The sequence below is a fragment of the Shinella sedimenti genome (assembly GCF_022601905.1).
Lineage (GTDB): Bacteria > Pseudomonadota > Alphaproteobacteria > Rhizobiales > Rhizobiaceae > Shinella > Shinella sedimenti.
Window position 1 is genome coordinate 627,924 of record NZ_JAKVIN010000001.1, and the last position, 25,707, is coordinate 653,630.

Genomic DNA, 25,707 nt, shown 5'->3' on the forward strand with positions numbered 1-25,707 from the left:
ACATTCTGCGTCAGGGACAAGACAATGGACATTCTCGCTCGCCGCCTCACGATCATCACGCTTCTGATGGCGATCTTCGCGATCATGCTCGCTGCTGCCGTCGAGACCGACTACCGCCGCGGCACCCACAATGCCAACGGCAAGCTTGTCGCATGCTCCGCACCGCAGATGTGCCGCGCCTCTATCTGATACTGAACCGAAAGACGGACCTCACGATGACCGCCGCCCTTACCCACACCGCCGCGACGCTTCTGCGCATCCTCGCCCTCTCGGCGATGATGATCGCGCCGGTCGGCGGTCTCGCCTGGAGCAATGCCGGCGGCCTCGGCATCGAAAAGCAGGGCGCCGGCCTCGTTCTCTTCGTCACCCTCCAGCGCCAGTCGATGAGCTGACGCCGGCCTTCCCAGCCGGTTGATCCGTGCTAAACGGGGAGACGTTGACGTCTTCGCGGAGCGCCGGATGAAATCCCTCCTTCTCTTTTCCGTCGCCGCCCTAGCCGAAATCGCCGGCTGCTTTGCCTTCTGGGCTTGGTGGCGGCTGGACAAGTCCATTCTGTGGCTCCTTCACGGCATGGCTTCTCTCGCGCTGTTCGGATGGCTTCTGACGCAGGCCGACAGCGCGTTTGCGGGACGCGCCTATGCCGCCTATGGCGGGGTCTACATTGCGGCATCACTGCTCTGGCTGTGGGTTGCCGAGGGCATGCGGCCGGATCGCTTCGACCTTGCCGGCGCGACACTGGCGCTCGTCGGTGCCGGTGTGATCCTCGCCGCACCGCGATAAGGCTTGCAGGCGCGCTGAAGTTGTCGTTTGCTTGTCAAAAGACAACACCTATAGTGATTCATGAGCAAACGAATCTTCTCGCCCAAGCCGCTTTCCTACGCCACGCCCGCCGCCTACGAGGCCAAATCCTTCGATGATCCGGTGGCCGCCGTCGATGCGCTCGAAGCGCTCTACGACCGCAATACGAGCTTCCTGACCGATGCCTTTTCCTCGCTTGCCGGCATCGGCGCGCCGCAGACGCGCTTTCGTGCCTGCTATCCGCAGGTGAGCATCGAGACGACCAGCTTCGGCCATGTCGATTCACGCCTTTCCTATGGTTATGTCGCTTCGCCCGGTGTCTACACGACGACCATCACCCGCCCGAAACTGTTCCGCCATTACCTGATCGAACAGCTCGGGCTTCTCATGCGCAATCACGGCGTGCGGGTCATCGTGTCGGAATCGACCACACCGATCCCGCTGCATTTCGCCTTCGGGGAAGGCGCGCATGTAGAAGCGGACGTGGCCGGCGGCATCGACCTGCCGCTGCGCGACCTCTTCGATGCGCCCGACCTTTCGAACACCGATGACGAAATCGCCAACGGTGCCTATGAGCCCGGCCCCGGCGAGCCCTCGCCGCTTGCGCCCTTCACCGCACAGCGCATCGACTATTCGCTTGCCCGCCTCAGCCACTACACGGCCACGAGCGCCACACATTTCCAGAACTTCGTGCTGTTTACGAACTACCAGTTCTATATCGACGAATTCTGCGAATGGGCCCGCCAGCAGATGGCCGAGGGCGGCAATGGCTATACGGCCTTCATCGAGCCGGGCAACATCATCACACACGCCGGCTCCGACAGGCCGGACCCGGACATCACCCCCGGCCGCCTGCCGCAGATGCCGGCCTATCACATCAAGAAGAAAGGCCATGGCGGCATCACCATGGTCAATATCGGCGTCGGCCCGTCCAACGCCAAGACGATCACCGACCATATCGCGGTGCTGCGCCCGCACGCCTGGCTGATGCTTGGCCACTGCGCGGGCCTGCGCAACAGCCAGACCCTGGGCGATTACGTGCTGGCGCATGCCTATGTGCGCGAGGACCACGTGCTGGACGACGACCTGCCCGTCTGGGTGCCGATCCCGGCGCTGGCCGAAATCCAGGTCGCGCTGGAAGGCGCCGTGGAGGAGGTCACCGGCCTCGAAGGCTATGACCTCAAGCGCATTATGCGCACCGGAACCGTGGCGACGATCGATAACCGCAACTGGGAACTGCGCGACCAGCGCGGGCCGGTCAAACGCCTCTCCCAGTCCCGCGCCATCGCGCTCGATATGGAATCGGCGACCATTGCCGCCAACGGCTTCCGCTTCCGTGTGCCCTACGGCACGCTGCTGTGTGTTTCCGACAAGCCGCTGCACGGCGAGCTGAAACTTCCCGGCATGGCCACGGCCTTCTACCGCACCCAGGTCAACCAGCACCTGCGCATCGGCATCCGCGCCCTGGAAAAACTCGCCGGCATGCCGACGGAAAAGCTGCATTCCCGCAAACTCAGAAGCTTCTTCGAGACGGCGTTTCAGTGAAAAACGGCAGTGGACAGGCACACCCATAAGGTCTACTAGCCCTTAACTTGAGTGCGTTGGGATATTTTTCATCCCGACGCTCTCTGCCTTCAGCGATGCGCGCCACAACGCCTTTCTGCGGGTTCTCGCACAGCCGATTTACCGCCCATGCCCGACTTTCAAAAGACCTTTTCCACCGTCAGGAATTTTCTGGTTTTCAGTGGCGGCTCGGTGGTCGGCGCGATTATCGATTACGTGGTGACGCTGTGCGCCAATGGCTTTCTGGGCACGCCGCCCTCCGTTGCTCTGAGCGTTTCCATGGTGCTCAGCGCCTCCATCGTCTTCCTCTATCACGACAGGATCACCTTCCGCACATCCGGGGCGGGATGGATGAAGCGCTACGTCAAATTCATGATGCTCGCAGCGGTTATCCTGGCGTTACGGGTCGCGATCCTCGAACTGCTCATTGCCGCGAGGCTTCCCGTCTTTATTGCGGCGGCAGTGGCCATCGTCGTCGTCTCCGTCGCCAACTTCGCAGCCTCGTCGATGCTGGTCTTCATGAAAGGACGCAAATGACCTGCGACCAGAGCCTGTCCATCGTTGTTCCGATCTTCAACGAGGCGGAGAATCTCTCTTATCTCGTCAGCCGTCTGAACACGGTTTGCGAACGCATTCGCCATGAATTCGGTATCGACACTATCCGTTATATCTTTATCGATGATGGCAGTTCCGACGGAAGCTTCGATGCTCTCGGCGCACTCGATTACGGCGGACAAAGCGTCACGCTCCTGCAGTTCTCGCGTAATTTCGGCAAGGAAGCTGCCCTGTCCGCCGGCATCGATGCCGCGACCGATGCCGACGCGATCATCATGATGGATGCCGATCTTCAGCATCCGCCTGAACTTCTCTTCGAGCTGGTGCGCGTCTGGAAAACCGAGAGCGTCGATAGCGTCTTCACCTACAAGGAGCATCGCCGGGCTTCGGAAGGCGTCCTCAAAGCCGCACTCTCGCATGTCTTCTACTGGGTCATGAACCGGGGCGCCCGTTTTTCGATCACCGAAAATGCGGGCGACTTCCGGCTCATCAGCCGGCGCTACGCCAACGCGCTGCGCTTGCTACCGGAAAGCCAGCGCTTTATGAAGGGCCTTTACGGATGGGTCGGCTTCGCCCAGCGCGGCCTGCCGCTCACGCCACCGCCACGCGAGCGCGGCACCACGAGCTTCAATGGTGCACGGCTCGTGGCGATGTCGTTCGACGCCATGACGAGCTTTACCACCGCCCCCCTGCGCCTGATGGCGCTGGCCGGGCTCGTCATTGCCTGCGTCAGCGCGGTCTACGGCATCTACATCGTCGTCGAGCGGCTGTTCTTCACCTCCAGCAGCATCGGCATCGCCTCCGTTCTGGCGCTGATGGCCTTCTTCGGCGGCATGCAGATGATCTTCCTCGGCCTGCTCGGCGAATATATCGGCAAGACCGTACTCGAAGCGAAGCGACGGCCCCCCTACATCCTGGCTGAGACGCGTGTGATATCACCGCCGGCCAAGGACACGGCGTCGTCCGCACAGACAGAAATCTCCTCCTGAATGTTCAAGACCTTCTCCTCCAGGCCGGCACTCTTCGTCGTGGTTCACTGCTTCGTCTGGTGGATCATGATCCTCATCGCCAAGCCCAATCTCGATCGCTATGGCGACATGGTCGAAGTCTACGCCTGGTCGCAGCACTGGCTGGCGGGATCGAGCAAGCATCCGCAATTCCTGCCGTGGATGGCCAAGATCTGGTTTCTGGTCGCGCCTCAGACCGTAGCCTCGTTCTATCTGCTGTCTGCCGCCAATCTCGCCGTGGCTATGCTGGGTATCCTCGCGCTCGGCCGCGCGCTGCGTCTGGGAGATCTCCAGGTGCTTGTCGCGCTTGCCCTGGGAGCGCTGGCGTTTCCGTATGTGACGCTTTCCGACAAGCTCAACATGAACGCGATATGTCTTTCGATCTGGCCCTGGACGGCCTGGGCGTTCGTAAAGGCGACATCCGAGCAGGGTGGAAAGCGCATCGTCCACGCCGCGCTCTTTGGCGTGCTTGCCGGGCTTGCCATGCTCAGCAAATACTACTCCATCGTTCTCATCCTGCCGCTTTTTGCCTTCACGTTCCTGTCGAACCAGCGCTGGCTCTGGCGGACGGCGACGCCGTGGATCGCCATTGCCGTCTATCTTGCCGTGACCACACCGCACATTCTATGGCTGATGGCGCATCAGGACGCCCTCGCCTATGCCCGCGAGCAGGCGGGAGACGACCCGATCGGCGCGCGTATCTACTACATCGCGAAATTCATCGCGGCCCCTCTCTTCTATTGGCCAATTCCGTTCATCCTGGCCGGGCTTTTTCTCGTCAAGGGCTCCTTCCTCAGCCGCTGCGCGCAGTTGGCGCGATTGCCCCGCGATAATGCTCTTCTCGGTGTACTGGCCCTCGGCCCATGGCTGTTGACGCTTTTCTTTGCAGTCGTGGGCCTCGTCGAACTGTCGACGCCCTGGGCTATCCCGATCGGTTTCGCTTTCATGCTTTATGGCATAGCCAATGCCGACCAGCGGCTTGTGCAGGAAAACGGGCCGAAGATCATTGCAGGCTTTCGCTTCATCTGGCCGATCATGCTCGTTGGCAGCGTCATCGCGGCAACGATGGACGCCTACAGCGACAACGTGAATTACTACCGCCCGGAACAGGAACAGGCCGTGGCGGCCGTCGAACATTGGAACACGCGCCACAACATGCCGCTTTCCTGGGTCTCAAGTGGCAATCTCGCTGCGATGATCGCATTCTTTTCCCCGATGCCGATAGAGGCGCTGCCTGCACCGCCTCATGCGTTGCCGTCCTACTATCCGGAGCGTGGGAACTGGAGGAACGAAGCCGGTATCATCGCCTGCCCTGTTCAGGCCGTTGGCTCCGACGCATCGGACTGCATAGAGGACGCGAAGATTTGGGCATCGCTTCATGGATTGCAATCGGAAGCGGCCACCTTCACGATCGCACGTTCAGGCATACGCTTCCCCCGCAAGCTGCCATTTCAGATGTCGGTGGTGTATGTCTGGCCCAGATGATGGCCAGGGCAGGTGCGCATGCTGATTGCAGACGACTTCGGTCTCGGCCGGGACCATGACAAAGTGATCCTCGGTCTTCTCGAAAGGGGGAAGATCGACGGCACCTCAGTCATGATCGACGGCGACATCGACCCGCTGGACATTGAACGGTTACGCCAGTTGCGGGAGCGCGGCGCGGCTGTGGGGCTGCATCTCAATCTCACGCACGGCTTTTCAGGCAGTCACTTTCATCGGCCGCTCGATGAACTGCTTCGGCTGTGTCTCACTGGACGATTGCCGCAGGAGGCACAAAGCGCCTTTCACGGACAAGCGGAAACGTTCCGCACCACCCTCGGCTTTCTGCCTGACTACTATGACGGCCACCAGCACTGCCATTGCTTCCCCGGTCTTGACCGGATTGCGGCAACGCTGCCCCGAGAACATGGCGTCTGGGTTCGTGTGCCGCTGCCCCGGACATGGGCTGGCCGTATGCTCAACATGCGCGCAGGTGGGCCAAAGACCGTCCTGATCATGATCCTCGCACATTTCGCGGCAAGGACGTTCCGCAGGGCGGGCTGGAAGACGAACAGCGATTTTTCCGGCTTCCTGCCGCTCGACAGGCCGGACGCCGTCGCGCGATGGCTACCCAGGCTCCTGAGCGCGCGCGCCACGGGCACATTGATGATGGTCCATCCGGGAAGCGCCGATGACCGGAGCCAATGCCCCGGCCATTCACCGCAAAGCCGTGTCGTGGAAGCGGAAATCCTTTCGCTTCAGGCCTGAACCTCAGCCCTTCATCACCGTCCAGGCATGTTCCAGGCCCTTGCGGGTGATCTCGATCATCTGGTCGACTTCGGCGTGGGTGATGACGAGCGGCGGGGAGAAGAGCATGCGGTCGCCGGTGGCGCGGAGCACGAGGCCGTTGTCCAGGCAATGGTTGCGCACGGTGACGCCGGCCTTTTCCTTGTCCTCGAAGCGCTTGCGCGTCGTCTTGTCCTCGGCGAGCTGGACGGCGGCCATCAGGCCGACCTGCTGGACTTCACCGACGATCGGCAGATCCTCAAGTGACTTCAGGCCGGCGGCAAGATAGGGGCCGATATCGTCGTGCACGCGCTCGACAAGCTTCTCATCCTCGATGATGCGGAGGTTTTCCAGCGCTGCGGCGGCGCAGACCGGATGACCGGAATAGGTGAAGCCGTGGTTGAAATCGCCGACTTCCTCGACCAGAACATTGCCCACGCGATCGGATACCATGACGCCGCCGATCGGCAGATAGCCGGAGGAAAGGCCCTTGGCGATGGGGGCCAGATCCGGCTCGACGCCGAAATGCTGGTGGCCGAACCAATGGCCTGTGCGGCCGAAACCGCAGATGACTTCATCGGTGACGAGCAGGATGTTACGCGCCTTGCAGATGCGGGCGATTTCCGGCCAGTAGGTGGCCGGGGGCACGATAACGCCGCCCGCGCCCTGGATCGGCTCGGCGACGAAGGCGGCGACGTTGTCCTCGCCGAGCTCATCGATCTTCTCTTCCAGTTGGCGGGCCATTTTCAGGCCGAATTCGTCGGAGGAGAGATCACCGCCCTCGCCGTACCAGAAGGGCTGGTCGATGTGATGGATGCCGGCAATCGGCAGATCGCCCTGCTCGTGCATCCACTTCATGCCGCCGAGCGAGGCGCCGGCGACAGTGGAGCCGTGATAGCCGTTCTTGCGGGCGATGATCGCTTTCTTGCTCGGCTTGCCCATAGCGCCCCAGTAGACGCGAGCCATGCGAAACCAGGTGTCGTTGGCCTCCGACCCCGAACCGGTGAAGAAGACGCGGTTGATGTTGGGGCCGGCATGCGACGTGATCTTCTGCGCGAGCAGCACGGCCGGCGGCGTCGTGGTGCCGAAGAAGGTGTTGTAATAGGGCAGCTCGTTCATCTGCCGCACGACGGCATCGGCGATTTCCTTGCGGCCATAACCGATGTTCACGCACCACAGTCCGGCAAAGCCGTCGAGATAGCGCTTGCCGTGGTTGTCGAAGATGTAGCAGCCCTCGCCGCGCTCGATGATGCGGGTGCCGGCCGCGTTCAGTTTCTTCATGTCCGAGAACGGATGAAGATGGTGGGCGGCATCGAGGGCACCGAGGTTCGAAACGGCTGCTGCACTGGTCTGCGACATTTGAATACATCCTTGCAGGTGGAACCCGCCTTATTGAACGACGGGACAGAATGGGTTACGAAAATGCCCATGTAACAGGCATTTGGCAAGAGATGCTGCGCGAGCAAAATTTCCTGTCGGTGCTTCCCGCCAAACCAAAAGCAGGCACCATGACAAACGACAAGAAGGCTGCCGGTTCGCCGCCAGTCAACGCGCCCACCAATTCCCAGGCCCGTATCGAAATCCTTCTCGTCGGCATGAACGGCGACCTGCGTGGCAAGCAGATTCCGCCCGAAGCCGAGAAGAAGATCTGGGATGGCTCGGTCCGCCTGCCCTCCTCCACCCAGTCGCTCGACATCTGGGGCGACGATAACGACGACATTACCGGCCTGTCGCTGTCCGTCGGCGACCCCGATGGCGTGTGCATTCCCGACAGGCGTTCTCTGACGTCGATGCCCTGGGCACCCGAAGGATCACGCCAGGTGCTGGCCACCATGCACGAATTCGACGGCACCGCCTCCTTCATGGACCCGCGCGCCATTCTTACCCGCATGGTGAAGCGCTTCGAGGACCGCGGGCTGACACCCGTCGTCGCGACCGAGCTCGAATTCTACGTCGTCGAGGACGACTGGCGCGAAACCGGCAAGCCGCGCCCGCCGGCGGCGTTGATGTATCGCGACGAGCCGAACGGCTTCCAGCTTTACGACATGCGCGCCACCGATGCGCTGGACGGCTATATCCAGACGGTACGCGCCTGGGCGAAGGAGATGGATCTGCCGGCGGACGCCACGACAGCGGAATTCGGCCCCGGCCAGTTCGAGATCAACCTGCTGCACCGCCCCGATGCGCTTGCCGCCGCCGACGACTGCATCTACCTGAAGCGCATCGCCGAGCAGGCCGCACGCCGCTTCGGGCTGAAATCCACCTGCATGGCGAAGCCCTATGCCGAGCACGCAGGCTCCGGCCTGCATGTGCATTGCAGCGTCATCGACAAGGACGGCAACAACATCCTCGACGCCAAGGGCCGCGATCCGGTGAAGCTGAAATCGATCTGCGCGGGCATGCTGCAGACGATGCGCGATGCGCAGCTCGTCTTCGCGCCGTTCGCCAACTCCTACCGGCGTTTCCAGCCGGGCTCGTTTGCACCTGTCGATCTGACCTGGGGCTTCGGCCATCGCGGCACCGCCATCCGCATTCCCGACAAGGACGGCCCGGCGGCGCGTGTCGAGCACCGCGTGGCGGGTGCCGACGTGAACCCCTACCTGCTGCTGACAGCGATCCTCGGCGGCATCCTGCTCGGGCTGGACAACGAACTCGACCCCGGCCCGGTGACGGAGCCGGGCAAGGACGTGCCAAACGCCAAGCGCCTGACGCACGACTTCCTGACAGCGGTGGAAGAGTTCTCGGCCTCGCCCTTCATCAATGACGCCTTTGGCGAAGCCTACCAGAAGCTCTATGGCGACACGAAGCGCAAGGAAGCCATCACCTATCTGCGCACCGTCTCGGATTTCGACTACCAGACCTATCTGCCACGGATCTGAGAGGTTCGGGCTCATTTTCCGCTTGCGGAAAAGGATAGTGCCGGGCCGTGCCTTTTCTTAAGCCGCCGCCGTCTCCGTCGTGGACATGTTGCCGGCCTGCACCTTCGGCACGATCACCTTGAGTTCGCCGGGATGCAGGCGGATCGAGACGTCGCGATCCATCGGCAACAACTCGCCGTCGATCACACAGTTGATCGACCGATCGACCCGCGGGAAATGCAATTCGACTTCGCGGCCGGTCATTTCGCGCACATCGGCGTTCTCGCGCAGCTTGCCACGCAGGATATCGAAGGCAAGGCGCGCAACGCCGGCCGGCTTCAACGGGCCGGTGGTATAGAAACCGAGATGTCCGCCGGACAGATCATCCGCATAGAGCAGGCCATTGTCGCCGAACCGGTTGTTGGAGACATTGATGGCCGAGACCTTGCGACTTTCCGCAACGCCGTCGACCTCGAACTCCACCTCGAATTCGGGCGGATCGAAGATCACGCCAAAGGCAGCGCGCGTGTTGGCGACGATCTTTCCCACACGCGAGCGGTAGGTCATGGCATTGCGCAGGCGCACCATGCGGGCGTGGAGGCCTGCGGAAAACTGATGCACGAAGGGCCGGTCGTCCGCCGTGCCGATATCGGCAGCGGCGATATCACCATCCGCCAGCGCATCGATCGCCTCCCAGATATCGAGCGGGATCTTCAGCGAACGGGCAAAGAGGTTCATCGTGCCGGCCGGGATGATGCCGAGCGGCATGCCGCTCTGCCAGGCAAGCCCGGCAGCAGCAGAGATCGTGCCATCGCCGCCACCGGCCAGCATCGCGTCCAGATCCGTGCGTTCCGCGCAGCGGCGCAGCACCATCTCGATATCGGAGCTTTCGACGATGTCACAGTCGAGATGGTGCCCCGCCGCGGCGAAGACCTCTTCCGCATGGCGGGCATAGGCCTCCATGTCGGTGGTCCGAAACGTTCCGCCATCCCGGTTGAAAATCGCCTGAACTCTCATTCGTCTACTCCGCATCCTGGCCGAGAACGCCTGAAGGCTCTCTATGGCTGCATTAGATAGGGGAGAAAGCGGCGATTCACAGGCGGTCAGGAAAGGGAATGCAATAAATCGTGAAGTCGGCGTGCACCGCTCAACCGGTGCGGGCGAAAAATCACAGTAGGCATCCGCACCTGTTTTGATATATCTCAGGCAGCCGCGTGCGTCGGGAAGACGCCTGCCGGCCTGAATCTATCCCCATTGCGGCCAACCCGGCCGAACCGCACCGCAAAGCAGCCAGGAGGAGTGGCCGCCCTTGTGAGGGTTCGTGGCCGGATGTGCCGCATGGCCACATCCTGCGGAGCCACCGTGTCCGAACATAAACTGCCCGATGCCGCCCTCTCCTCCGGGCAGCCGCCACTTCCGGCGTTGACCGTCACCCTCATCATCCTGGCGCTCGCCGTGGGCAGCTTCGGCATCGGCACGGGCGAGTTCGCCATCATGGGCCTCCTGCCCGATGTCGCGGGCACGTTCGGCGTCAGCAATGCAACGGCGGGGCATGTCATCAGCGCCTATGCCTTCGGCGTCGTGGTCGGCGCGCCTTTCATTGCTGTCATCGGCGCGCGCTTTCGCCGCCGCGACCTCCTGCTGGTGCTGATGGGCGTTTTCGCCGCCGGCAATCTTGCAAGCGCGGCTGCCCCAAGCTTCCACAGCTTCATGCTGTTCCGGTTTCTCTCCGGCCTGCCGCATGGCGCCTATTTCGGCGTGGCAGCACTTGTCGCGGCCTCCATGGTGCCGGTCAACAAGCGCACGCAAGCGGTCGGCAAGGTCATGCTGGGCCTGACGGTCTCGACCCTGATCGGCACGCCGCTTGCCGCCTTTTTCGGGCAGATCCTCAACTGGCAGTTCATGTTCGTCGCCGTCGGCGTAACGGGGCTTCTGACGATCGGGCTGATCGCAACCTTCCTGCCGCGCGACAAGGCGCCCAAGGGCGTGAACGCCCTGACGGAACTCGGCGCGCTCAAGCGCAAGCAAGTCTGGCTGACGCTCGGCATCGCCGCTACCGGCTTTTGCGGCATGTTCGCGGTCTTCACCTATATTTCGCCGATCGTGACCGACGTGGCCCGGCTCAATGTCGGCATGGTGCCGGTCTATATGGCGATCTTCGGCGCGGGCATGATCGTCGGCAACCTTTTCGGCGCCAAGCTTGCCGATCTCTCGTTGATGCGCACCATCGGCTGGTCGCTGGTCCTGTATTTCGGGGTTCTCGTCGCCCTGTCCCTGGTGGCGCACAATCCCGTGCTGCTCGGGCTGTGCTGCTTCCTTATCGGGTGCAGTTTCGTGGTTGGCCCCGCCTTGCAGACGCGCCTGATGGATGTGGCCGGCGACGCGCAGACGCTGGCCGCCGCCCTCAATCACTCCGCCTTCAACATCGCCAATGCGCTCGGCGCACTGTTTGGCGGCATGGCGATCAATGCCGGGTACGGCTACGAATCGATGGGCTTCGTGGGGGCTGCAACGGCCGTAATCGGCTTCGGCGTCTTCCTCGTCTCGCTTGCGCTCGAAAAGGCGGAGCGCGCCGCATCCCCGGCCTGCCCGGCGGAGTGAAAGCCTCCGATCCATCGCCAACCTTCAGGCGGCGTCCCTTCCCGGGGACGCCGTTTCCTTTTCATCAGCAAGGCGGATGACGTTGCGGCCGTTGTCGCAGATGACATTGCGTGCGCCCCACGCCGCAAGCGCCATGATGACAGGCTTGAGACTGCCCCCGATGGCCGTCAGCTCATAATCGACGCGCGGCGGGACGACGGGGAAAACGGTGCGCGACACGATACCCGCCTCCTCCAGCTCGCGCAGTTGCTTGGTCAGCATGCGCTGCGTGACGCTCGGAAGCTTGCGGCGCAGTTCGTTGAAGCGCAGCTTGCCGTCCATAAGGTGAAAGAGGATCACGCCTTTCCATTTTCCATCAAGAAACGACAGGGCCGATTCCACGGGACAACCCGGGAAATTGCTGGTGAGCTTGGCGCGTGGACGCGACATCGACGGTATCCTTTTCGATACTATGGACACTATTTGTGCATTCTTGCGCAAAGCGACGCTACCCTTCATCTAGTTTCCATTCAACGCGAAAGGAACCCACGATGCGCGCCACCGCCTACCAGACCCCACAGCCCATCGCCGCCGAAACCGCCCTTGTCGATATCGAACTGCCGACGCCCGAACCGCTGGGCCGCGACCTCTTGGTCGAGATCAAGGCCGTTTCTGTGAACCCGGTCGATACAAAGGTTCGCAGCAAGGCAGCGCCACCGGAGGGCGAATGGCGCGTTCTGGGCTTCGACGCCGCCGGCATCGTCAAGGCTGTCGGACCGGATGTGACCCTGTTCAAGCCCGGCGACGCCGTCTTTTACGCCGGCTCCATCGACCGGCCCGGCACGAATGCCGAATTCCACCTCGTCGATGAGCGTATCGTCGGCCGCAAGCCCGCCTCGCTCGGCTTCGCTGCCGCCGCGGCATTGCCGCTCACCGCCATCACGGCCTGGGAAATGCTGTTCGACCGGCTGAAGGTGCGCGACGGCGTGTCCGGTGCCGCCAGCGCCATCCTCATCATCGGCGGTGCCGGCGGCGTCGGTTCTATCGCCGTGCAGCTCGCCCGCAGCCTCACGGATCTCGCTGTCATCGCCACGGCGTCCCGGCCCGAGACGGCAGCATGGGTGAAGGAGCTCGGCGCGCACCACGTCGTCGACCACAGCAAACCGCTGGCGGCGGAAGTGGAGGCACTCGGCATCGGGGCGCCAGCCTTCGTGTTCTCCACCACCAACACCGCGCAGCACCTGCCCGCCATCGTCGAGACCATTGCACCGCAGGGCCGTTTCGGTCTGATCGACGACCCCGCCACGCTCGATGTCATGCCCTTCAAGCGCAAGGCGGTGTCAACCCATTGGGAACTGATGTTCACGCGTCCGCTCTTCCAGACACCTGATATGATCGAGCAGCACAATCTGCTGAACGCGGTGTCGCAGCTGGTCGATGACGGCAAGATCCGCACGACACTCGCCGAGACGGTCGGCACAATCAACGCGGAGAACCTGCGCAAGGCACATGCTCAGATCGAGAGCGGCCGGACCCGCGGCAAGCTGGTGCTGGAGGGCTTCTGACACGCCTCTGAAATTTACGAGGGTTATTTTTCGGGCAGCACAACCCGCACCGAATCTCTGCTAGACAGGATCGTACCGCTCCCGCTGTCGAAAGGCGTGCGGGAGCGGGCGAACCGGCCCGTCGTGGCCATGTCATCGGAGAGACAAGAATGACCGCCTTCGTCGAAAGCATTACCGGCAGCCGTGCCTTCGGCTTCGTTGCCCGCCTCGTCCTTACATCCATGTTCTGGTTGTCCGGCATCGCCAAGCTGGCCGACTTCAATGGCGGCGTGGCCGAGATGGCCCATTTCGGCCTCGAGCCGCCCGCCCTCTTCAATATCGCCACCGCGGTGGTCCAGCTCGTCGGTTCGGCGCTCATCATCGCCAACCGCTGGACATGGCTTGGGGCCGGCATGCTCGCCGTCTTCACTGCACTGACCATTCCGCTGGCCCACAATTTCTGGACCATGGAAGAGCCGATGCGCACCGTCGAGTTCTATATCGTGATGGAACACATCACCGTCATCGGCGCCCTGATGGTCGTCGCCTGGAAGACGGCCCGCTGAACGAGAAAGGGCGCCCACGGCCTTTGCCGGGGCGCCCCTTGTCTTGCGGACCGGTTCCGGATCAGCCGTGAACGATCTCGCGATGCTTCTGCAGGCGCTTGCCGAAGGCCTGGCTGACGCGGTCGAAGATGATCGCGATGCCGACGATGGCCAGACCATTGAAGATGCCGAGCGTGAAGTACTGGTTGGAGATGGCCTTCAGCACCGGCTGGCCAAGGCCCTGCACGCCGATCATCGAGGCGATGACCACCATGGCGAGCGCCATCATGATCGTCTGGTTGATGCCGGCCATGATGGTGGGCAGCGCCAGCGGCATCTGCACGTTCTTCAGCTTCTGCCAACCCGAAGACCCGAACGCGTCGGCAGCCTCCAGCACATCCTTGTCCACCAGGCGGATACCGAGATTGGTGAGGCGGATCATCGGCGGAATGGCATAGATCACCACGGCGATCAGGCCGGGCACCTTGCCGATGCCGAGCAGCATGACCACGGGAATGAGATAGACGAAACTCGGCATCGTCTGCATCACGTCGAGGATCGGATTGATGACGTTCTGGAACCTGTCGGAGCGCGACATCAGAATGCCGATCGGTATGCCGATGACGATGGAGAGGACCGTACAGACGAAGATCATCGAGACCGTCTTCATCGTATCGTCCCACATGTCGAGATAGCCGATCACGAGAAGCGTGGCGATTGCACCGACGACGATCTTCCAGTTGCGGCTGGCAAACCATGCGATCAGGGCAATGAGAATGAGGATGATCGGCCAAGGTGTGCGCGTCATGAAGCGCTCGGACCAGATCAGAAAATGCTGCAACGGCTCGAAAAGGGATTCGATGCTGTCGCCATAGGCGCGCGTGAAACCGCGGAAGCCTTCATCGATCGCCTTTTTCAGATCGCGAAGTGATCCCGCGTCCATCGTCGGAAATTTTGTCAACCATTCCATATCAATCCCCTTCCGCTCCACCGGTCTTGTGCCGGTTTGCGAGCCCAACCCTGATGCATGCCGAAGGAAAGTGCGCATCGATTTGCGCCATGGGCATGCATCGAAACGAAACGTGAGCGGCGGCACGCATTGCGCGCCGCCGCATCGTGTCAGGCGATCAGAGTGCTGCCTTGATCTTTTCGGCAGCTTCCGGCGAGACCCATTCCTTCCACATCGCCTCGTTTTCCTCGAGGAAATGCTTGGCGCCGTCGTCGCCGCTCGCCTGGTTATCGGTCATCCAGGCCATCAGCTTGTTGACGGTGTCGTTGGTCCACGCACGCTTGTTGAGGTAGCCCATGACGTCTTCGCCAGCGCGTTCGGAGAACTTCTTGGTGACGAGCGTCTGTACCTTGTCCTTCGGCCAGTCGTTCTTCTTCGGATCCGGGCAATCGGCTACGGTGTTGCAACGCTTCCACTCGGCTTCGTCATAGGCAACGCCGTGCTCGAGCTTCACCATGTCGTACTTGCCGAGCAGCGCGGTGGGCGCCCAGTAGTAGCCGACCCAGCCTTCCTTGCGCTCGTAGGCCTTGGCGATGGAGCCATCCAGGCCGGCCGCAGAACCCGTGTCGACCAGCGTGAAGTTGGCCGCCTCGCCGCCGTAAGCCTTATAGAGCTGGCTCGTTACGACCGTGCCGCCCCAGCCCTGCGGGCCATTGTGCACGGCACCCTTGCTCTTGTCTTCCGGATCGGGGAACAGTTCCGGGTGCTTGAACACGTCATCGATGGTCTTGATGTCGGGATGCGCGTCGGCGATGTATTTCGGGATCCACCAACCCTGAACGGCACCGTCGGAGAGCGCGACAGCCGCACCGACTAGCTTGCCTTCCTCGATGCCGCGGTTGACGACGTCAGGCAGCAGGTCGACCCAGCCTTCCGGCGCGAGGTCAGGATCGCCCTTCTCGGTCATGGAGGTGATGGTCGGAACCGTATCGCCGACGATAACCTCGGCATTGCAGCCATAGCCTTCGCTCAGGATGAACTTGTCGAGCGCGGCGAGAACCTCGGCGCTCTGCCAGTTCATGCTGGCAATGGTCACGTTGCCGCATTCGGCGCGCGCCGCACCCGTCATGGCCATGAGACCGACGACGAGGCAGGTGGAAGCGAGAAGATGTTTCATGATGGTTCCCTTTTTATGGCGGTGTCGTTGTGCCCCATCGGACCCGCTGCACCGCCGCCGAGCCCGTTATCCTCCGCGGATCGTATTCGGACAGGCACAGATGCAGCGCCTGATCCGCGATTACCGCATTCTCGACTTTTGCAGCTACTGCATCGAATGCCGGTATGAATGCGTCTGCCACTAAACCCGATGCGTCATGTGGTATCAAATTATTAATACCACCGAGAGCAGACCGGGCCCCGCGGGGATGCTCGCAATCCTATGATAACGAACAGCTTTTTCAACCTTAAAAAGGAAAAGACCGGCTTTCGCCGGCCTTTTGACCTTTTGCGACGATGCTGTGTGCGCTGGAAACTCAGGCCTCCCGGCGACCTTGGATAACGTGCACGCGGCCACCGGTCTTCACACGCTCATAGAGGTCGATCACATCGTGATTGAGCATGCGCACGCAACCGCTCGACATGGCCTGGCCGATCGACCAAGGCTGGTTCGTGCCATGGATTCGGAACATCGTGTCGTTGCCGTTCTGGTAGAGATAGATCGCGCGCGCACCGAGCGGGTTGTTCAGGCCGCCGGGAACGCCGCCGGCATATTTCAGGTTCTTCTGGGGATCGCGGCGGATCATGTTCGGGGTCGGCGTCCAGCTCGGCCATTCCGCCTTGCGGCCGATATAGGCGCTGCCGGCCAGCGAGTAGCCCTGCCGGCCGACGCCGATGCCATAGCGCACCGCCCTGCCGCCGCCGAGCACGTAGTAGAGCCGCCGGGCCGGCGTATCCACCACGACGGTGCCGGGGGCATGGGTCGTGGCATACGCGACTTCCTGACGCCGCAGCTCCGGCTTGATCTTGTCGAGCGGCATCGCCTTGAACGGATGACGCTCATCCAGACGGTCGCCGTAATTGGCGCGGTCGCTGTTGCCGTTGGTAGCGCAGCCTGCGAGCAGCGCGGATGCGCCTAGCAGGAATCCGCGGCGGGAAATCGACATGGTTAAAGCCCCCTGAATATATGATCCGTCGGGGCGAAAACTATGCAGTTATGGTTAATCGAAGGTTAAACGGCCAGTTGCGGTTGCAAGACGGATTAACCAGCGTGGCCGGAAAAAGGCGAGATCGAACGAAAAAGGCCACCTGGAGGGCGGCCTTTCGGTCTCGGTAATCGCTGCGGGATTTAGATGTTCGGATAACCGGCCCTTCGCCGCGCTCTTGCCTGCGGGGGTCCGTGCGGCCGTCTCCGCGAACATTACATGTTCGGATAGACCGGCCCTTCGCCCCCTTGCGGCGGCACCCAGTTGATGTTCTGGTTGGGGTCCTTGATGTCGCAGGTCTTGCAGTGCACGCAGTTCTGCGCGTTGATGACGTAGACGTCCTGGCCATCCTTCTCGACCCACTCGTAGACGCCTGCCGGACAGTAGCGCGTCGACGGGCCGGCATAGACGTCGAGTTCGGATGTCTTCTGCAGCTCGGGATTCCTGACCTGCAGATGGACCGGCTGGTCTTCCTCGTGGTTGGTGTTCGACAGGAACACCGAGGACAGGCGGTCGAAGGTCAGCACGCCATCCGGCTTCGGATAATCGATCCGCTGATGCTTCGCCGCCGGTTCCAGCGAGGCCGCATCGGTCTTACCGTGCTTCAGCGTACCGAAGAACGAGAAGCCGAGAAGCGTGTTCGTCCACATATCGAGACCACCCAGTGCCACGCCGATCGCCGTGCCGAACTTCGACCAGAGCGGCTTGACGTTGCGCACCTTCCTGAGGTCCGAGCCGATGGCGCTGTCGCGCCAGCCCTGCTCGATCTCGATCGGCTCGTCATTGGCACGACCGGCCGCAATCGCATCCGCCAGCTTCTCGGCTGCCAGCATGCCCGACAGCACCGCATTGTGGCTGCCCTTGATGCGGGGCACGTTGACGAAGCCGGCCGAGCAGCCGATCAGCGCACCGCCCGGGAAGGACAGTTTCGGCACCGACTGGTAGCCGCCCTCGGTGATCGCACGCGCGCCGTAGGACAGCCGCTTGCCGCCCTCGAAGGTGCCGCGGATCGCCGGATGCGTCTTGAAGCGCTGGAACTCCTCGAAGGGATAAAGATAGGGGTTCTTGTAGTTGAGATGTACCACGAAGCCGACGGCGACCATGTTGTCTTCGAGGTGATAGAGGAACGAACCGCCGCCGGTCTTCATGCCAAGCGGCCAACCAAAGGAGTGCTGCACGAGGCCGGGCCTGTGGTTCTCCGGCTTGACCTGCCAGAGTTCCTTGAGGCCGATGCCAAACTTCTGCGGCTCGCGACCCTTCTGGAGGTCGAACGTCGCGATCAGCTGCTTGGCGAGCGAACCACGCACGCCCTCGGAGATCAGCGTATACTTGCCGAGCAGCGCCATGCCGCGCGTGTAGTTCGGGCCGGGCTCGCCATTGCGCTCGATGCCCATGTCGCCGGTGGCCACACCGATGACGGCGCCTTCGTCATTGTAGAGCACTTCGGTGGCGGCAAAGCCGGGATAGATCTCGACGCCGAGCCCTTCCGCCTTGGTCGCCAGCCAGCGACAGACATTGCCGAGCGAGACGATGTAGTTGCCGTGGTTGTTCATCAAGGGCGGCATGAAGGCGTTGGGCAGGCGCACCGAGCCGGCCGGGCCGAGGAACAGGAAACGATCGTCCGTGACCTCGGTCTTGAAGGGATGATCGGCATCCTCTCGCCAGTCCGGCAGCAGGCGATCGATGCCGATGGGATCGACCACGGCGCCGGAAAGAATGTGCGCGCCGACCTCCGAGCCCTTTTCCAGCACGACGACGGTGAGATCAGGATTGACCTGCTTCAGCCGGATCGCCGCCGAAAGGCCGGCAGGACCCGCACCGACGATCACAACGTCGAATTCCATGCTTTCGCGTTCGGGGAGTTCCATTTCTTCGCTCATTTTTCTCTCCTCGCCGCAACCCTCGAAAGCCGCGGAAATACCCTCTGGTGGACCCTCTCATGACAAATACCAGAAATCTTGTCGAGCCGTTCTGCGACAGAGCGTCCCCGCATTTGCGCATGAGGTGATGACACCGGTCGAATTTTTATTGACTTTAACGTAAACGTCAACCGCTGTGACGGATCCAAGCCGGCCTGTACTTGATTCTGGCATGCCGCGGGACTAGGCATGCGCAGCCAAGCCGTTCGCCCGGGACCTTTCCATGTACGAGATTATCCGAATGTCCGTACGAGACTTGAACGATTTCGGCGGCATGCTCCACCATATCGGAGGCAAAGGTCGAGACACCGGCTTACGGCGCGCCTGCGGTATCAGAGCCACCCTCACCGCGAAAATCCGTCAAATCACAACAAAACAGGCCGATCGCGCCGAGCGGGCGCTCAATAAAAGGACAATACCATGGATCTCGGCATCGCCGGCAAACGCGCCCTCGTTCTCGCCTCTTCCCGCGGCCTCGGCAAAGGCATCGCCGTTGCGCTTGCCCGCGAGGGCGCGCATGTGCTGCTGTGCGGCCGCAGTGCGGAAACCTTGAAGGCGAACTGCGAGGCCATAAACACCGAAGGCCCAGGCCGCGCGGACTGGGTGCAGGCCGATCTTTCGGACGACGGTTTCGTCGAGACGGTGGCGAATGCCGTTGCGGAGAAGCTCGGCGGCGTCGACATCCTCGTCAACAATTCGGGCGGCCCGACGCCGGGTTCGACCGAAGACATGAGCGTGGAAAAGCTCACCACCTATTTCCAGTCCATGGTGTTGGGCATCATCACGCTGACGAACCGGCTGCTTCCCGGCATGAAGGAGCAGCGCTGGGGCCGCATCCTGACCGTCGCCTCCTCCGGCGTGATCGAGCCGATCCCGGGGCTCGCGCTTTCCAACACGCTGCGGGCGGCGCTGGCCGGGTGGTCGAAGACGCTTTCGGGCGAGGTTGCGCAATACGGCATCACCAGCAACCTGCTGCTGCCCGGCTCCATCATGACCGACCGCCTGACAAGCCTCGATGCCGCGGCCGCCGAGCGCAGCGGCAAGAGCGTGGAAGAGGTGCGCGCCGCCTCGGAAGCCGCCATCCCGGCCCGGCGCTACGGCACCGTGGCGGAGTTCGCCGCCACCGCTGCCTTCCTGTGCAGCGCGCCGGCAAGCTATGTCACCGGCAGCCTGGTGCGCTGCGACGGCGGAGCGGCAAGCTCGCTCTGAGCCGCCGCCCTCCCCTTGCCATCGGCCGCGGCCTGTGCCATCTGGCGCGCTCTCCAAAATCAGGGCGCACCTCACGCGCCTCCTCGCACGGGGCCAACTGCCCCGGTTCAATCCATTTTTGCAATGACAGGGGCACGGCAATGGCACGGGCACTCGGCCTCGATTTCGGCACGACCAATACCGTCATGGCGCTGGCCACCGGCGACAACGACACACAATCCATGCGCTTCGAAAGCAGCGCCGGCGTTACCGACACAATGCGCACGGCGCTTTCCTTCATGAAGGATCCGGTGGTTGGAGCGCAGGCTTTGAAGGTCGAGGCCGGCCAGGCGGCGATCCGCCAGTTCATCGACAATCCCGGCGACTGTCGTTTTCTCCAGTCGATCAAGACGTTTGCGGCAAGCGCGCTCTTCCAGGGTACGCTCGTCCACGCGCGCCGCCACAGCTTCGACGACCTGATGGAAATCTTCCTGCGCCGTCTGAAGACCTACGCCGGCGACGGATGGCCTGCGGACGTATCGCGCGTGATCGCCGGCCGACCGGTACAGTTCGCCGGTGCAAGCCCCAACCCGGACCTCGCAATCGAGCGCTACAACGCGGCGCTGACGAAGCTCGGCTTTCCGGAAATCCACTATGTCTATGAGCCCGTCGCGGCCGCCTACTATTTCGCGCAGACGCTGAAAAACGATGCCACCGTTCTCGTCGCGGATTTCGGCGGCGGCACCACGGACTATTCGCTCATCCGCTTCGAGCGGCAGGCAGGACGGCTGACGGCAACGCCGATCGGCCACTCCGGCGTCGGCGTCGCGGGCGACCATTTCGATTCCCGCATGATCGAGCATCTCGTGGCACCGGAAATCGGCAAGGGCTCGCACTTCAAGAGTTTCGACAAGGTGCTGGAAGTGCCCTCGGGCTACTATGCCAACTTCTCGCGGTGGAACCAGCTGTCGATCTTCAAAACGACGCGCGAATTCTCTGACCTCAAGTCGCTGGTGCGCTCGGCACTGGAGCCTGAAAAGCTGGAACTCTTCATCGATCTCGTGGACCATGACGAGGGCTACCCGCTCTATCAGGCGATTTCTGCCACGAAGATGGCGCTATCGGCAGACGAGGAAGCGGCATTCCACTTCCCGCCGCTCGGAGCCGCGGGGCGCAAGACGGTGATGCGCGCCGATTTCGAACAATGGATTGCACCGGACCTTGCCCGCATCGAGGGTGCGCTCGACGAAGTGCTGGAGAAGACCGAAACGCCGGCTTCGGCCGTCGACAAGGTGTTTCTCACCGGCGGCACATCCTTCGTGCCTGCGGTGCGCGGGATCTTCACGCGCCGCTTCGACGGCGACAAGATCGAAAGCGGCGGCGAGCTTCTGTCTATCGCCCACGGTCTCGCCCTGATCGGCGAAAGCGACGACATCGCAACGTGGGTAGCATGAGGGCGGTGCTTTCCTCCGCGCCGCCGCTTCGCTAAGGTGCGGCCATGAACACCGCCAGCGACCTTCATCCCGAGCAGCTTCGCGCGCTTCTGCATTTCTATGCGGATGCGGGCGTCGACTGGCTGCTGGAGGAAGAGGCTGTCGACCGCATAGCCGAATTCGAGGCGATGCGCGCGGCACGCGGCATGCCGGCCCGGCAAGAGGCCGCACCGGAGCCGCAGCGGCCTACAAGGCAGGCGCCGCAACGGCAGGAGCAGCCCCGCCCCGCCGCGCCGGCCCCCATGCCGAATGTCGCGATCCCGGACGGCCAGGCGGTCGCGGAAGCGGAGTTTGCCGCCAGCAGCGCCCGCTCGCTGGAGGAACTGCGCACGGCGATGGAAGCCTTCAACGGCTGCAACCTGAAGACCAGCGCGCGCTGCCTCGTCTTTGCCGAGGGCAATGCCAAGCCCGCCGTCATGGTGATCGGCGCCATGCCGAATGCCGAAGACGACCGCGACGGCCAACCCTTCTCCGGCCGGCAGGGCGCGATGCTGGACCGCATGCTCGCCGGTATCGGATTGACGCGTGCCGAGATCCTGTTGACCAATATCGTGCCGTGGCGGCCGCCGGGCAACCGCCCGCCATCGCAGCGCGAAGCCGATATCTGCCGGCCGTTCATCGAACGCCAGATCGAGCTGGCCGAGCCGAATCACTTGCTCGTTCTCGGCAATTTCGCTGCCCGTTTCCTGTTCCGGTCGAACGATACGATCCATCAACTCCGTGGCGAATGGCGTGAAATCGAAGTTTCGGGCAGCACCATCCCCGCTTTTGCGACATTGCATCCGCAGGATCTGGTCACCGCGCCGATCAGCAAGCGGCTGGCCTGGCTGGACCTGCTCGCTTTTCGTGCAGGGCTGCAAGCCTAGGCATTTCATGCATGCCATATTTTTCAATTACTTAACGGTATACGCTGAATGAGGATCAATCGCGGTGCCGCGATTCTGCCTCAAGCATGAACAAAATGTTTCGCCAGCCATGCGAATTGCACATATCTGCCGGGCGGAATGTCGCATTGCAAAATCCATGTTGCGGCGCAATATACAGACATGGGAGGGACAGGATTTAAGGAACTGAACCCATGACCGCCCGTTTTCGGCCCATCCACTCGAGCTTTGAGACGCTCCGCCATTCCGGTCTTCGCACCGGCCGTGGCTTCGGCGGCATCTGCGCGCCGGCTAACGAGCAGCTTACGGCCATCGGCTTTTCCCGCATCAACCGTCCTGCCCAGCTCTTCGCCGAGTTCGTCACACGCTGATGCGGATCAGGTGCGCGAGAGCGCGCCCGGCAGATGCACACAGGAGCAAGCCATGCTGAAATTTCGCCGACTGGTCTCCGACATCGCCGATATCCGTGCGGCCGTGAATGCCGCGCGCGAATATTCGGTCCTGGCATCGCTGCCGCGCGACGCTGCCCAGCGGCATGATCCGCTGAAGGCCTTCCTGCCGAACTGACCGGCTTTGTCCATGGCCAAAAGCCGTGATATGATCTCTGCCGTGAGGAGGTGAGACGCCTTTCCTTCCGGTAGAGACCAGGCCGAAGCCCGATCTCCGTTCTGTTATCGGCTTACTGTCAGAGTCAGGCGCCAACCGAACAGTCTGACAATAACCGAAACCCGGATTCTCAAGCGTCTAACCTCCTTTCGGTATGCCGGGCATGCATCCGGCACTTCCTTCACAACATTGCTCCTCCGCGAAACCCTCCGCACTCCGGAAAATCTTCCTGGTTACGCCAGCGATTGTCGCCATGGACAGAGCATGGCCGGCGCAATAGAGCGACATTCTGAAACTGGATGCCTTTCGCGGAGCCCCCATGCTGGCAAGCCTTGTCTCCATTCTGAGCCTGATGCTGTCCACCCTCCTGATGATGGTGGCCTTCGGCCTGCAAAGCTATGTCGTGCCGGTGCGCGCGGTTGCAGAGGGCTGGTCGACGCAGACCATCGCCATGATCGCTACCGGCTACACGGTCGGCTTCACGCTTTCATGCATCGTCACGCCGAAGTTCGTGCTGCTCGTCGGCCATGTGCGCGTCTTCGTGGCGCTCATCACGCTTCTCGCCATCGGCATCCTGCTCTGCGCGCTGGTGGTGGACTGGCGAGCGTGGATGCTGTTTCGCGCCGTATCGGGCTTCGCCATCGCCGGCAGCTATCTTATCATCGAAAGCTGGCTCAACGAGCGCGTCACGAACGACAACCGCGGCTCGATCTTCTCCGTCTATCTCATCACCACTATGGTCGGAACGATCGGCGGACAGTATCTCGTGCCGCTCGGCGATCCCACCAATACCTCGCTGTTCATTCTTTGCGGCATCATCTTTTCCGTGGCGCTGCTGCCGACCGCGCTGACCTCCTCACCGCTGCCGGCCCCGCCGACGCAGGCACGTTTCAACGTGCCGACACTCTATCGGCGCTCGCCAGTCGCTGTCATCGGCGCCTTTCTCGCCGGTGCGCTTTCTGGCGCGTGGCTCAATCTCGGCGGCGTGTTCACGCAGCGCACGGGACTTTCCACCGCCGAGGGTGCGACGCTACTCGCCTCGGTGCTCATCGGCAGCGCCCTGTCACAAATTCCCATCGGACGCGCATCCGACCGGATGGACCGACGGCGCGTCATGGTCGCCTGCGGAGCGTTCGGTGCGCTCTCCTGCGCCGTCATGGCCGCTGTTTCCGGCGGGCCGCCGGTGCTGCTCTACGCGGTGGCAGCCTGCGTCGGTGCGGTGATCTTCCCGATCTACGCGCTGAATGTCGCCCATGCAAATGACCTTGCCCAGCCGGACGAATATGTCGAGGTTTCCTCAGGCATGATGATCGTCTACGGCGTCGGCACGATTTCGGCTCCGATCATGGTGGGGCCGATCATGGACCGGTTCGGCCCCGGCTCCCTCTTTGTCGTGCTGGCCTGCTATTTTGCCCTCTACAGCGCCTATGCCGCCTGGCGCATCAGCCGCCGCGAGGAGAATGATGGCCTTGTTGCCAAGACGGACTTCCAGGCTATGGCGGTACAGCCGCTTGGCGCCGACGCCGCCGCTGCCGCCTTGCAGCCCGACGCGCCGACGGAGGAGCCGATGGAAGACACCACGACGCCGGAGTGGCGTCAGCCCTGAGGCGTGACGTGCTTGCGCGCCGCGCGCCGCTGCAGACCCAGACGGTGTTCGCGCAGGATGATGAAGATGCCGGCGCTCACCACGATGGCCGTGCCGATCAGCATCGCTGACGTCGGGATGTCATCGAACAGGAAATAGCCGACCGCCAGCCCGAGAACGATCGAGGTGTACTCGAAGGGCGCGATGGTGGAGACGTCGGCATAGCGATAGCTTGCCGTCAGCAGGAGCTGCGCCACTCCACCACAAAAACCGGCCATTGCCAGAAGGCCGAGCGCCTCCCAGCCGAGAGCATTCCAGCCGAAGGGAAGCGTCGCCAGCGAAAAGACGGAGGCCGAGAGCGAAAAGTAGAGCACGATCGTATGCGTGCGCTCCGTCTTGACGAGCTTGCGGACCAGCACCATCGCCACAGCGCCCAGCGTGGCGGAAAGCAGCACCGCGAGCGCGCCCATCGCTTCCACCGAGCCCACGCCGCCCTCGCGGAACAGGGTCAGCCGTGGCCATGTGATGATGAAGACGCCCGTCAGCCCGACGAGCACCGCCGACCAGCGATAGATGCCGACTTTTTCCTTGAGGAAAACCGCCGCGATGACAACGGCGATGAGCGGCATGGCATAGCCGATGGCAATCGCCTCCGGCAGCGGAAGGTGGACGAGGCCGTAGAAGCCGAATCCCATGGCAAGAATGCCAACGAAACCGCGCTTCAGGTGGCCCATGACGTCACGGGTGCGGAAAGCATCGACGAGTTGCCCCTTGAACGCCAGGAACACGACGATCGGCACCATGGCGAAGGCCGAACGCAGGAAGGTGATTTGCCCGGCCGCCATATCCTTGCCCGCCGCCTTGATCAGCGTGGACATGCACAGGAAGATCACAACGGAAGCGATCTTGAGGAAAATACCCCTCATGGGGTCGTGGTGCGGCATATCCATGAAAAGCTCTGCGCGACCGGCAGGTCGCAGCGTCAGATGTTTGGCGCATCGGGAATCGATCCGGACGCGGCCACTCTAGCGGGACAAACCGGCCCGTGGGCATCAAATATGATGATATGTTGCGGAAAAATATGCGCGCAGCCTGAGCGATGCGCCGTGCTTGCTGGTGCAGCCTGCATGCCAACCTGTCTCAAGTCAGCACAAAGTTGTGAACGGC

General features: G+C 62.4%; 26 protein-coding genes. 18 read left to right on the forward strand and 8 right to left on the reverse strand.

Annotated features, from left to right (window positions below; genetic code table 11):
- The first annotated feature begins 24 nt into the window (after positions 1–24).
- From MKI86_RS03165 to MKI86_RS03200, 8 genes are all read left to right on the forward strand, one after another.
- Positions 25–189, forward strand: coding sequence for a hypothetical protein (locus MKI86_RS03165; RefSeq protein ID WP_241597084.1), 165 nt, complete (start codon positions 25–27; stop codon positions 187–189).
- A 26-nt stretch (positions 190–215) separates the two neighbouring features.
- Positions 216–392 carry a hypothetical protein gene (locus tag MKI86_RS03170; RefSeq protein WP_241597085.1) on the forward strand — a complete coding sequence of 59 codons (177 nt, stop codon included), beginning with the start codon at positions 216–218 and terminating at the stop codon, positions 390–392.
- 67 nt (positions 393–459) lie between these two features.
- Positions 460–780 carry a YnfA family protein gene (locus MKI86_RS03175; protein ID WP_241597088.1) on the forward strand — a complete coding sequence of 107 codons (321 nt, stop codon included), beginning with the start codon at positions 460–462 and terminating at the stop codon, positions 778–780.
- Positions 781–840: 60 nt separating this feature from the next.
- A complete protein-coding gene (locus tag MKI86_RS03180; RefSeq protein ID WP_241597091.1) occupies positions 841–2,343 on the forward strand; it encodes an AMP nucleosidase in 1,503 nt (500 codons plus the stop codon).
- Positions 2,344–2,490: 147 nt separating this feature from the next.
- Complete coding sequence (locus MKI86_RS03185) at positions 2,491–2,898, forward strand: GtrA family protein (protein ID WP_241597094.1); 408 nt, start codon at positions 2,491–2,493, stop codon at positions 2,896–2,898.
- The gene (locus MKI86_RS03190; protein ID WP_241597097.1) at positions 2,895–3,905 is read left to right on the forward strand and encodes a glycosyltransferase family 2 protein; all 1,011 of its coding nucleotides are present in this window, start codon (positions 2,895–2,897) and stop codon (positions 3,903–3,905) included. The genes MKI86_RS03185 and MKI86_RS03190 overlap by 4 nt, the downstream gene beginning before the upstream one ends.
- Positions 3,906–5,408: a glycosyltransferase family 39 protein gene (locus tag MKI86_RS03195; protein WP_241597101.1), complete on the forward strand. Its 1,503-nt coding sequence runs from the start codon at positions 3,906–3,908 to the stop codon at positions 5,406–5,408.
- Between the two features lie 18 nt (positions 5,409–5,426).
- On the forward strand, positions 5,427–6,170 hold the full coding sequence (locus MKI86_RS03200) for a ChbG/HpnK family deacetylase (RefSeq protein ID WP_241597104.1): 744 nt from the start codon (positions 5,427–5,429) through the stop codon (positions 6,168–6,170).
- 3 nt (positions 6,171–6,173) lie between these two features.
- Here MKI86_RS03200 and MKI86_RS03205 read toward each other — a convergent pair whose 3' ends face one another.
- Positions 6,174–7,547 carry an aspartate aminotransferase family protein gene (locus MKI86_RS03205; protein ID WP_241597107.1) on the reverse strand — a complete coding sequence of 458 codons (1,374 nt, stop codon included), beginning with the start codon at positions 7,545–7,547 and terminating at the stop codon, positions 6,174–6,176.
- Positions 7,548–7,696: 149 nt separating this feature from the next.
- Between MKI86_RS03205 and MKI86_RS03210 the strand changes: the two genes are divergently transcribed.
- Positions 7,697–9,067, forward strand: coding sequence for a glutamine synthetase family protein (locus MKI86_RS03210; RefSeq protein WP_241597111.1), 1,371 nt, complete (start codon positions 7,697–7,699; stop codon positions 9,065–9,067).
- Between the two features lie 57 nt (positions 9,068–9,124).
- Here the strand turns inward: MKI86_RS03210 and MKI86_RS03215 are convergent, their stop codons facing one another.
- A complete protein-coding gene (locus tag MKI86_RS03215) occupies positions 9,125–10,063 on the reverse strand; it encodes a diacylglycerol/lipid kinase family protein (protein ID WP_241597113.1) in 939 nt (312 codons plus the stop codon).
- Between the two features lie 345 nt (positions 10,064–10,408).
- Between MKI86_RS03215 and MKI86_RS03220 the strand changes: the two genes are divergently transcribed.
- Positions 10,409–11,647, forward strand: a complete 1,239-nt coding sequence (locus MKI86_RS03220; RefSeq protein WP_241597116.1) for an MFS transporter — start codon at positions 10,409–10,411, stop codon at positions 11,645–11,647.
- A 24-nt stretch (positions 11,648–11,671) separates the two neighbouring features.
- On the opposite strand, the gene MKI86_RS03225 is transcribed toward MKI86_RS03220, so the two are convergent.
- Positions 11,672–12,076 (reverse strand): winged helix-turn-helix transcriptional regulator, encoded by a 405-nt coding sequence (locus MKI86_RS03225; protein ID WP_241597119.1) that lies wholly within the window; start codon positions 12,074–12,076, stop codon positions 11,672–11,674.
- A gap of 101 nt (positions 12,077–12,177) precedes the next feature.
- Between MKI86_RS03225 and MKI86_RS03230 the strand changes: the two genes are divergently transcribed.
- Together MKI86_RS03230 and MKI86_RS03235 are read left to right on the forward strand one after the other, a co-directional pair.
- Positions 12,178–13,191 (forward strand): zinc-binding alcohol dehydrogenase family protein, encoded by a 1,014-nt coding sequence (locus tag MKI86_RS03230; RefSeq protein ID WP_241597122.1) that lies wholly within the window; start codon positions 12,178–12,180, stop codon positions 13,189–13,191.
- Between the two features lie 149 nt (positions 13,192–13,340).
- Positions 13,341–13,736, forward strand: a complete 396-nt coding sequence (locus MKI86_RS03235) for a DoxX family protein (RefSeq protein ID WP_241597124.1) — start codon at positions 13,341–13,343, stop codon at positions 13,734–13,736.
- Between the two features lie 61 nt (positions 13,737–13,797).
- On the opposite strand, the gene MKI86_RS03240 is transcribed toward MKI86_RS03235, so the two are convergent.
- The 4 genes from MKI86_RS03240 to MKI86_RS03255 all read right to left on the reverse strand — a co-directional run bounded on the left by MKI86_RS03240 (position 13,798) and on the right by MKI86_RS03255 (position 18,745).
- The gene (locus tag MKI86_RS03240; protein WP_241597126.1) at positions 13,798–14,685 is read right to left on the reverse strand and encodes an ABC transporter permease; all 888 of its coding nucleotides are present in this window, start codon (positions 14,683–14,685) and stop codon (positions 13,798–13,800) included.
- A gap of 157 nt (positions 14,686–14,842) precedes the next feature.
- Complete coding sequence (locus MKI86_RS03245; protein ID WP_241597128.1) at positions 14,843–15,841, reverse strand: ABC transporter substrate-binding protein; 999 nt, start codon at positions 15,839–15,841, stop codon at positions 14,843–14,845.
- A gap of 355 nt (positions 15,842–16,196) precedes the next feature.
- Positions 16,197–16,826 carry a L,D-transpeptidase gene (locus tag MKI86_RS03250; protein WP_241597130.1) on the reverse strand — a complete coding sequence of 210 codons (630 nt, stop codon included), beginning with the start codon at positions 16,824–16,826 and terminating at the stop codon, positions 16,197–16,199.
- 254 nt (positions 16,827–17,080) lie between these two features.
- Positions 17,081–18,745: an electron transfer flavoprotein-ubiquinone oxidoreductase gene (locus tag MKI86_RS03255; protein WP_241597132.1), complete on the reverse strand. Its 1,665-nt coding sequence runs from the start codon at positions 18,743–18,745 to the stop codon at positions 17,081–17,083.
- 459 nt (positions 18,746–19,204) lie between these two features.
- On the opposite strand from MKI86_RS03255, the gene MKI86_RS03260 reads away from it, so the two are divergent.
- The 6 genes from MKI86_RS03260 (at position 19,205) to MKI86_RS03285 (ending at position 24,561) form a co-directional block, all read left to right on the forward strand.
- The gene (locus tag MKI86_RS03260) at positions 19,205–19,993 is read left to right on the forward strand and encodes an SDR family oxidoreductase (protein ID WP_241597134.1); all 789 of its coding nucleotides are present in this window, start codon (positions 19,205–19,207) and stop codon (positions 19,991–19,993) included.
- 140 nt (positions 19,994–20,133) lie between these two features.
- Positions 20,134–21,426 carry an Hsp70 family protein gene (locus MKI86_RS03265; protein ID WP_241597137.1) on the forward strand — a complete coding sequence of 431 codons (1,293 nt, stop codon included), beginning with the start codon at positions 20,134–20,136 and terminating at the stop codon, positions 21,424–21,426.
- 44 nt (positions 21,427–21,470) lie between these two features.
- Complete coding sequence (locus tag MKI86_RS03270) at positions 21,471–22,331, forward strand: uracil-DNA glycosylase (protein ID WP_241597140.1); 861 nt, start codon at positions 21,471–21,473, stop codon at positions 22,329–22,331.
- A gap of 212 nt (positions 22,332–22,543) precedes the next feature.
- The gene (locus tag MKI86_RS03275) at positions 22,544–22,720 is read left to right on the forward strand and encodes a hypothetical protein (protein WP_241597143.1); all 177 of its coding nucleotides are present in this window, start codon (positions 22,544–22,546) and stop codon (positions 22,718–22,720) included.
- Positions 22,721–22,772: 52 nt separating this feature from the next.
- The gene (locus tag MKI86_RS03280; protein WP_160870912.1) at positions 22,773–22,916 is read left to right on the forward strand and encodes a hypothetical protein; all 144 of its coding nucleotides are present in this window, start codon (positions 22,773–22,775) and stop codon (positions 22,914–22,916) included.
- Positions 22,917–23,274: 358 nt separating this feature from the next.
- Entirely contained in the window at positions 23,275–24,561 is a 1,287-nt protein-coding gene (locus MKI86_RS03285) for an MFS transporter (protein ID WP_241597146.1), read from the forward strand.
- Here the strand turns inward: MKI86_RS03285 and MKI86_RS03290 are convergent.
- Positions 24,552–25,490: a DMT family transporter gene (locus tag MKI86_RS03290; protein ID WP_241597149.1), complete on the reverse strand. Its 939-nt coding sequence runs from the start codon at positions 25,488–25,490 to the stop codon at positions 24,552–24,554. The two genes, MKI86_RS03285 and MKI86_RS03290, sit on opposite strands and share 10 nt — an antisense overlap.
- Positions 25,491–25,707 lie beyond the last annotated feature (217 nt).

Coding starts and splice junctions, on each gene's coding strand:
- MKI86_RS03165 (WP_241597084.1), top strand. CDS start 25: ATGGACATTCTCGCTCGCCGCCTCACGATCATCACGCTTCTGATGGCG.
- MKI86_RS03170 (WP_241597085.1), top strand. CDS start 216: ATGACCGCCGCCCTTACCCACACCGCCGCGACGCTTCTGCGCATCCTC.
- MKI86_RS03175 (WP_241597088.1), top strand. CDS start 460: ATGAAATCCCTCCTTCTCTTTTCCGTCGCCGCCCTAGCCGAAATCGCC.
- MKI86_RS03180 (WP_241597091.1), top strand. CDS start 841: ATGAGCAAACGAATCTTCTCGCCCAAGCCGCTTTCCTACGCCACGCCC.
- MKI86_RS03185 (WP_241597094.1), top strand. CDS start 2,491: ATGCCCGACTTTCAAAAGACCTTTTCCACCGTCAGGAATTTTCTGGTT.
- MKI86_RS03190 (WP_241597097.1), top strand. CDS start 2,895: ATGACCTGCGACCAGAGCCTGTCCATCGTTGTTCCGATCTTCAACGAG.
- MKI86_RS03195 (WP_241597101.1), top strand. CDS start 3,906: ATGTTCAAGACCTTCTCCTCCAGGCCGGCACTCTTCGTCGTGGTTCAC.
- MKI86_RS03200 (WP_241597104.1), top strand. CDS start 5,427: ATGCTGATTGCAGACGACTTCGGTCTCGGCCGGGACCATGACAAAGTG.
- MKI86_RS03205 (WP_241597107.1), bottom strand. CDS start 7,547: ATGTCGCAGACCAGTGCAGCAGCCGTTTCGAACCTCGGTGCCCTCGAT.
- MKI86_RS03210 (WP_241597111.1), top strand. CDS start 7,697: ATGACAAACGACAAGAAGGCTGCCGGTTCGCCGCCAGTCAACGCGCCC.
- MKI86_RS03215 (WP_241597113.1), bottom strand. CDS start 10,063: ATGAGAGTTCAGGCGATTTTCAACCGGGATGGCGGAACGTTTCGGACC.
- MKI86_RS03225 (WP_241597119.1), bottom strand. CDS start 12,076: ATGTCGCGTCCACGCGCCAAGCTCACCAGCAATTTCCCGGGTTGTCCC.
- MKI86_RS03230 (WP_241597122.1), top strand. CDS start 12,178: ATGCGCGCCACCGCCTACCAGACCCCACAGCCCATCGCCGCCGAAACC.
- MKI86_RS03235 (WP_241597124.1), top strand. CDS start 13,341: ATGACCGCCTTCGTCGAAAGCATTACCGGCAGCCGTGCCTTCGGCTTC.
- MKI86_RS03240 (WP_241597126.1), bottom strand. CDS start 14,685: ATGGAATGGTTGACAAAATTTCCGACGATGGACGCGGGATCACTTCGC.
- MKI86_RS03245 (WP_241597128.1), bottom strand. CDS start 15,841: ATGAAACATCTTCTCGCTTCCACCTGCCTCGTCGTCGGTCTCATGGCC.
- MKI86_RS03250 (WP_241597130.1), bottom strand. CDS start 16,826: ATGTCGATTTCCCGCCGCGGATTCCTGCTAGGCGCATCCGCGCTGCTC.
- MKI86_RS03255 (WP_241597132.1), bottom strand. CDS start 18,745: ATGAGCGAAGAAATGGAACTCCCCGAACGCGAAAGCATGGAATTCGAC.
- MKI86_RS03260 (WP_241597134.1), top strand. CDS start 19,205: ATGGATCTCGGCATCGCCGGCAAACGCGCCCTCGTTCTCGCCTCTTCC.
- MKI86_RS03265 (WP_241597137.1), top strand. CDS start 20,134: ATGGCACGGGCACTCGGCCTCGATTTCGGCACGACCAATACCGTCATG.
- MKI86_RS03270 (WP_241597140.1), top strand. CDS start 21,471: ATGAACACCGCCAGCGACCTTCATCCCGAGCAGCTTCGCGCGCTTCTG.
- MKI86_RS03275 (WP_241597143.1), top strand. CDS start 22,544: ATGACCGCCCGTTTTCGGCCCATCCACTCGAGCTTTGAGACGCTCCGC.
- MKI86_RS03280 (WP_160870912.1), top strand. CDS start 22,773: ATGCTGAAATTTCGCCGACTGGTCTCCGACATCGCCGATATCCGTGCG.
- MKI86_RS03285 (WP_241597146.1), top strand. CDS start 23,275: ATGCTGGCAAGCCTTGTCTCCATTCTGAGCCTGATGCTGTCCACCCTC.
- MKI86_RS03290 (WP_241597149.1), bottom strand. CDS start 25,490: ATGGATATGCCGCACCACGACCCCATGAGGGGTATTTTCCTCAAGATC.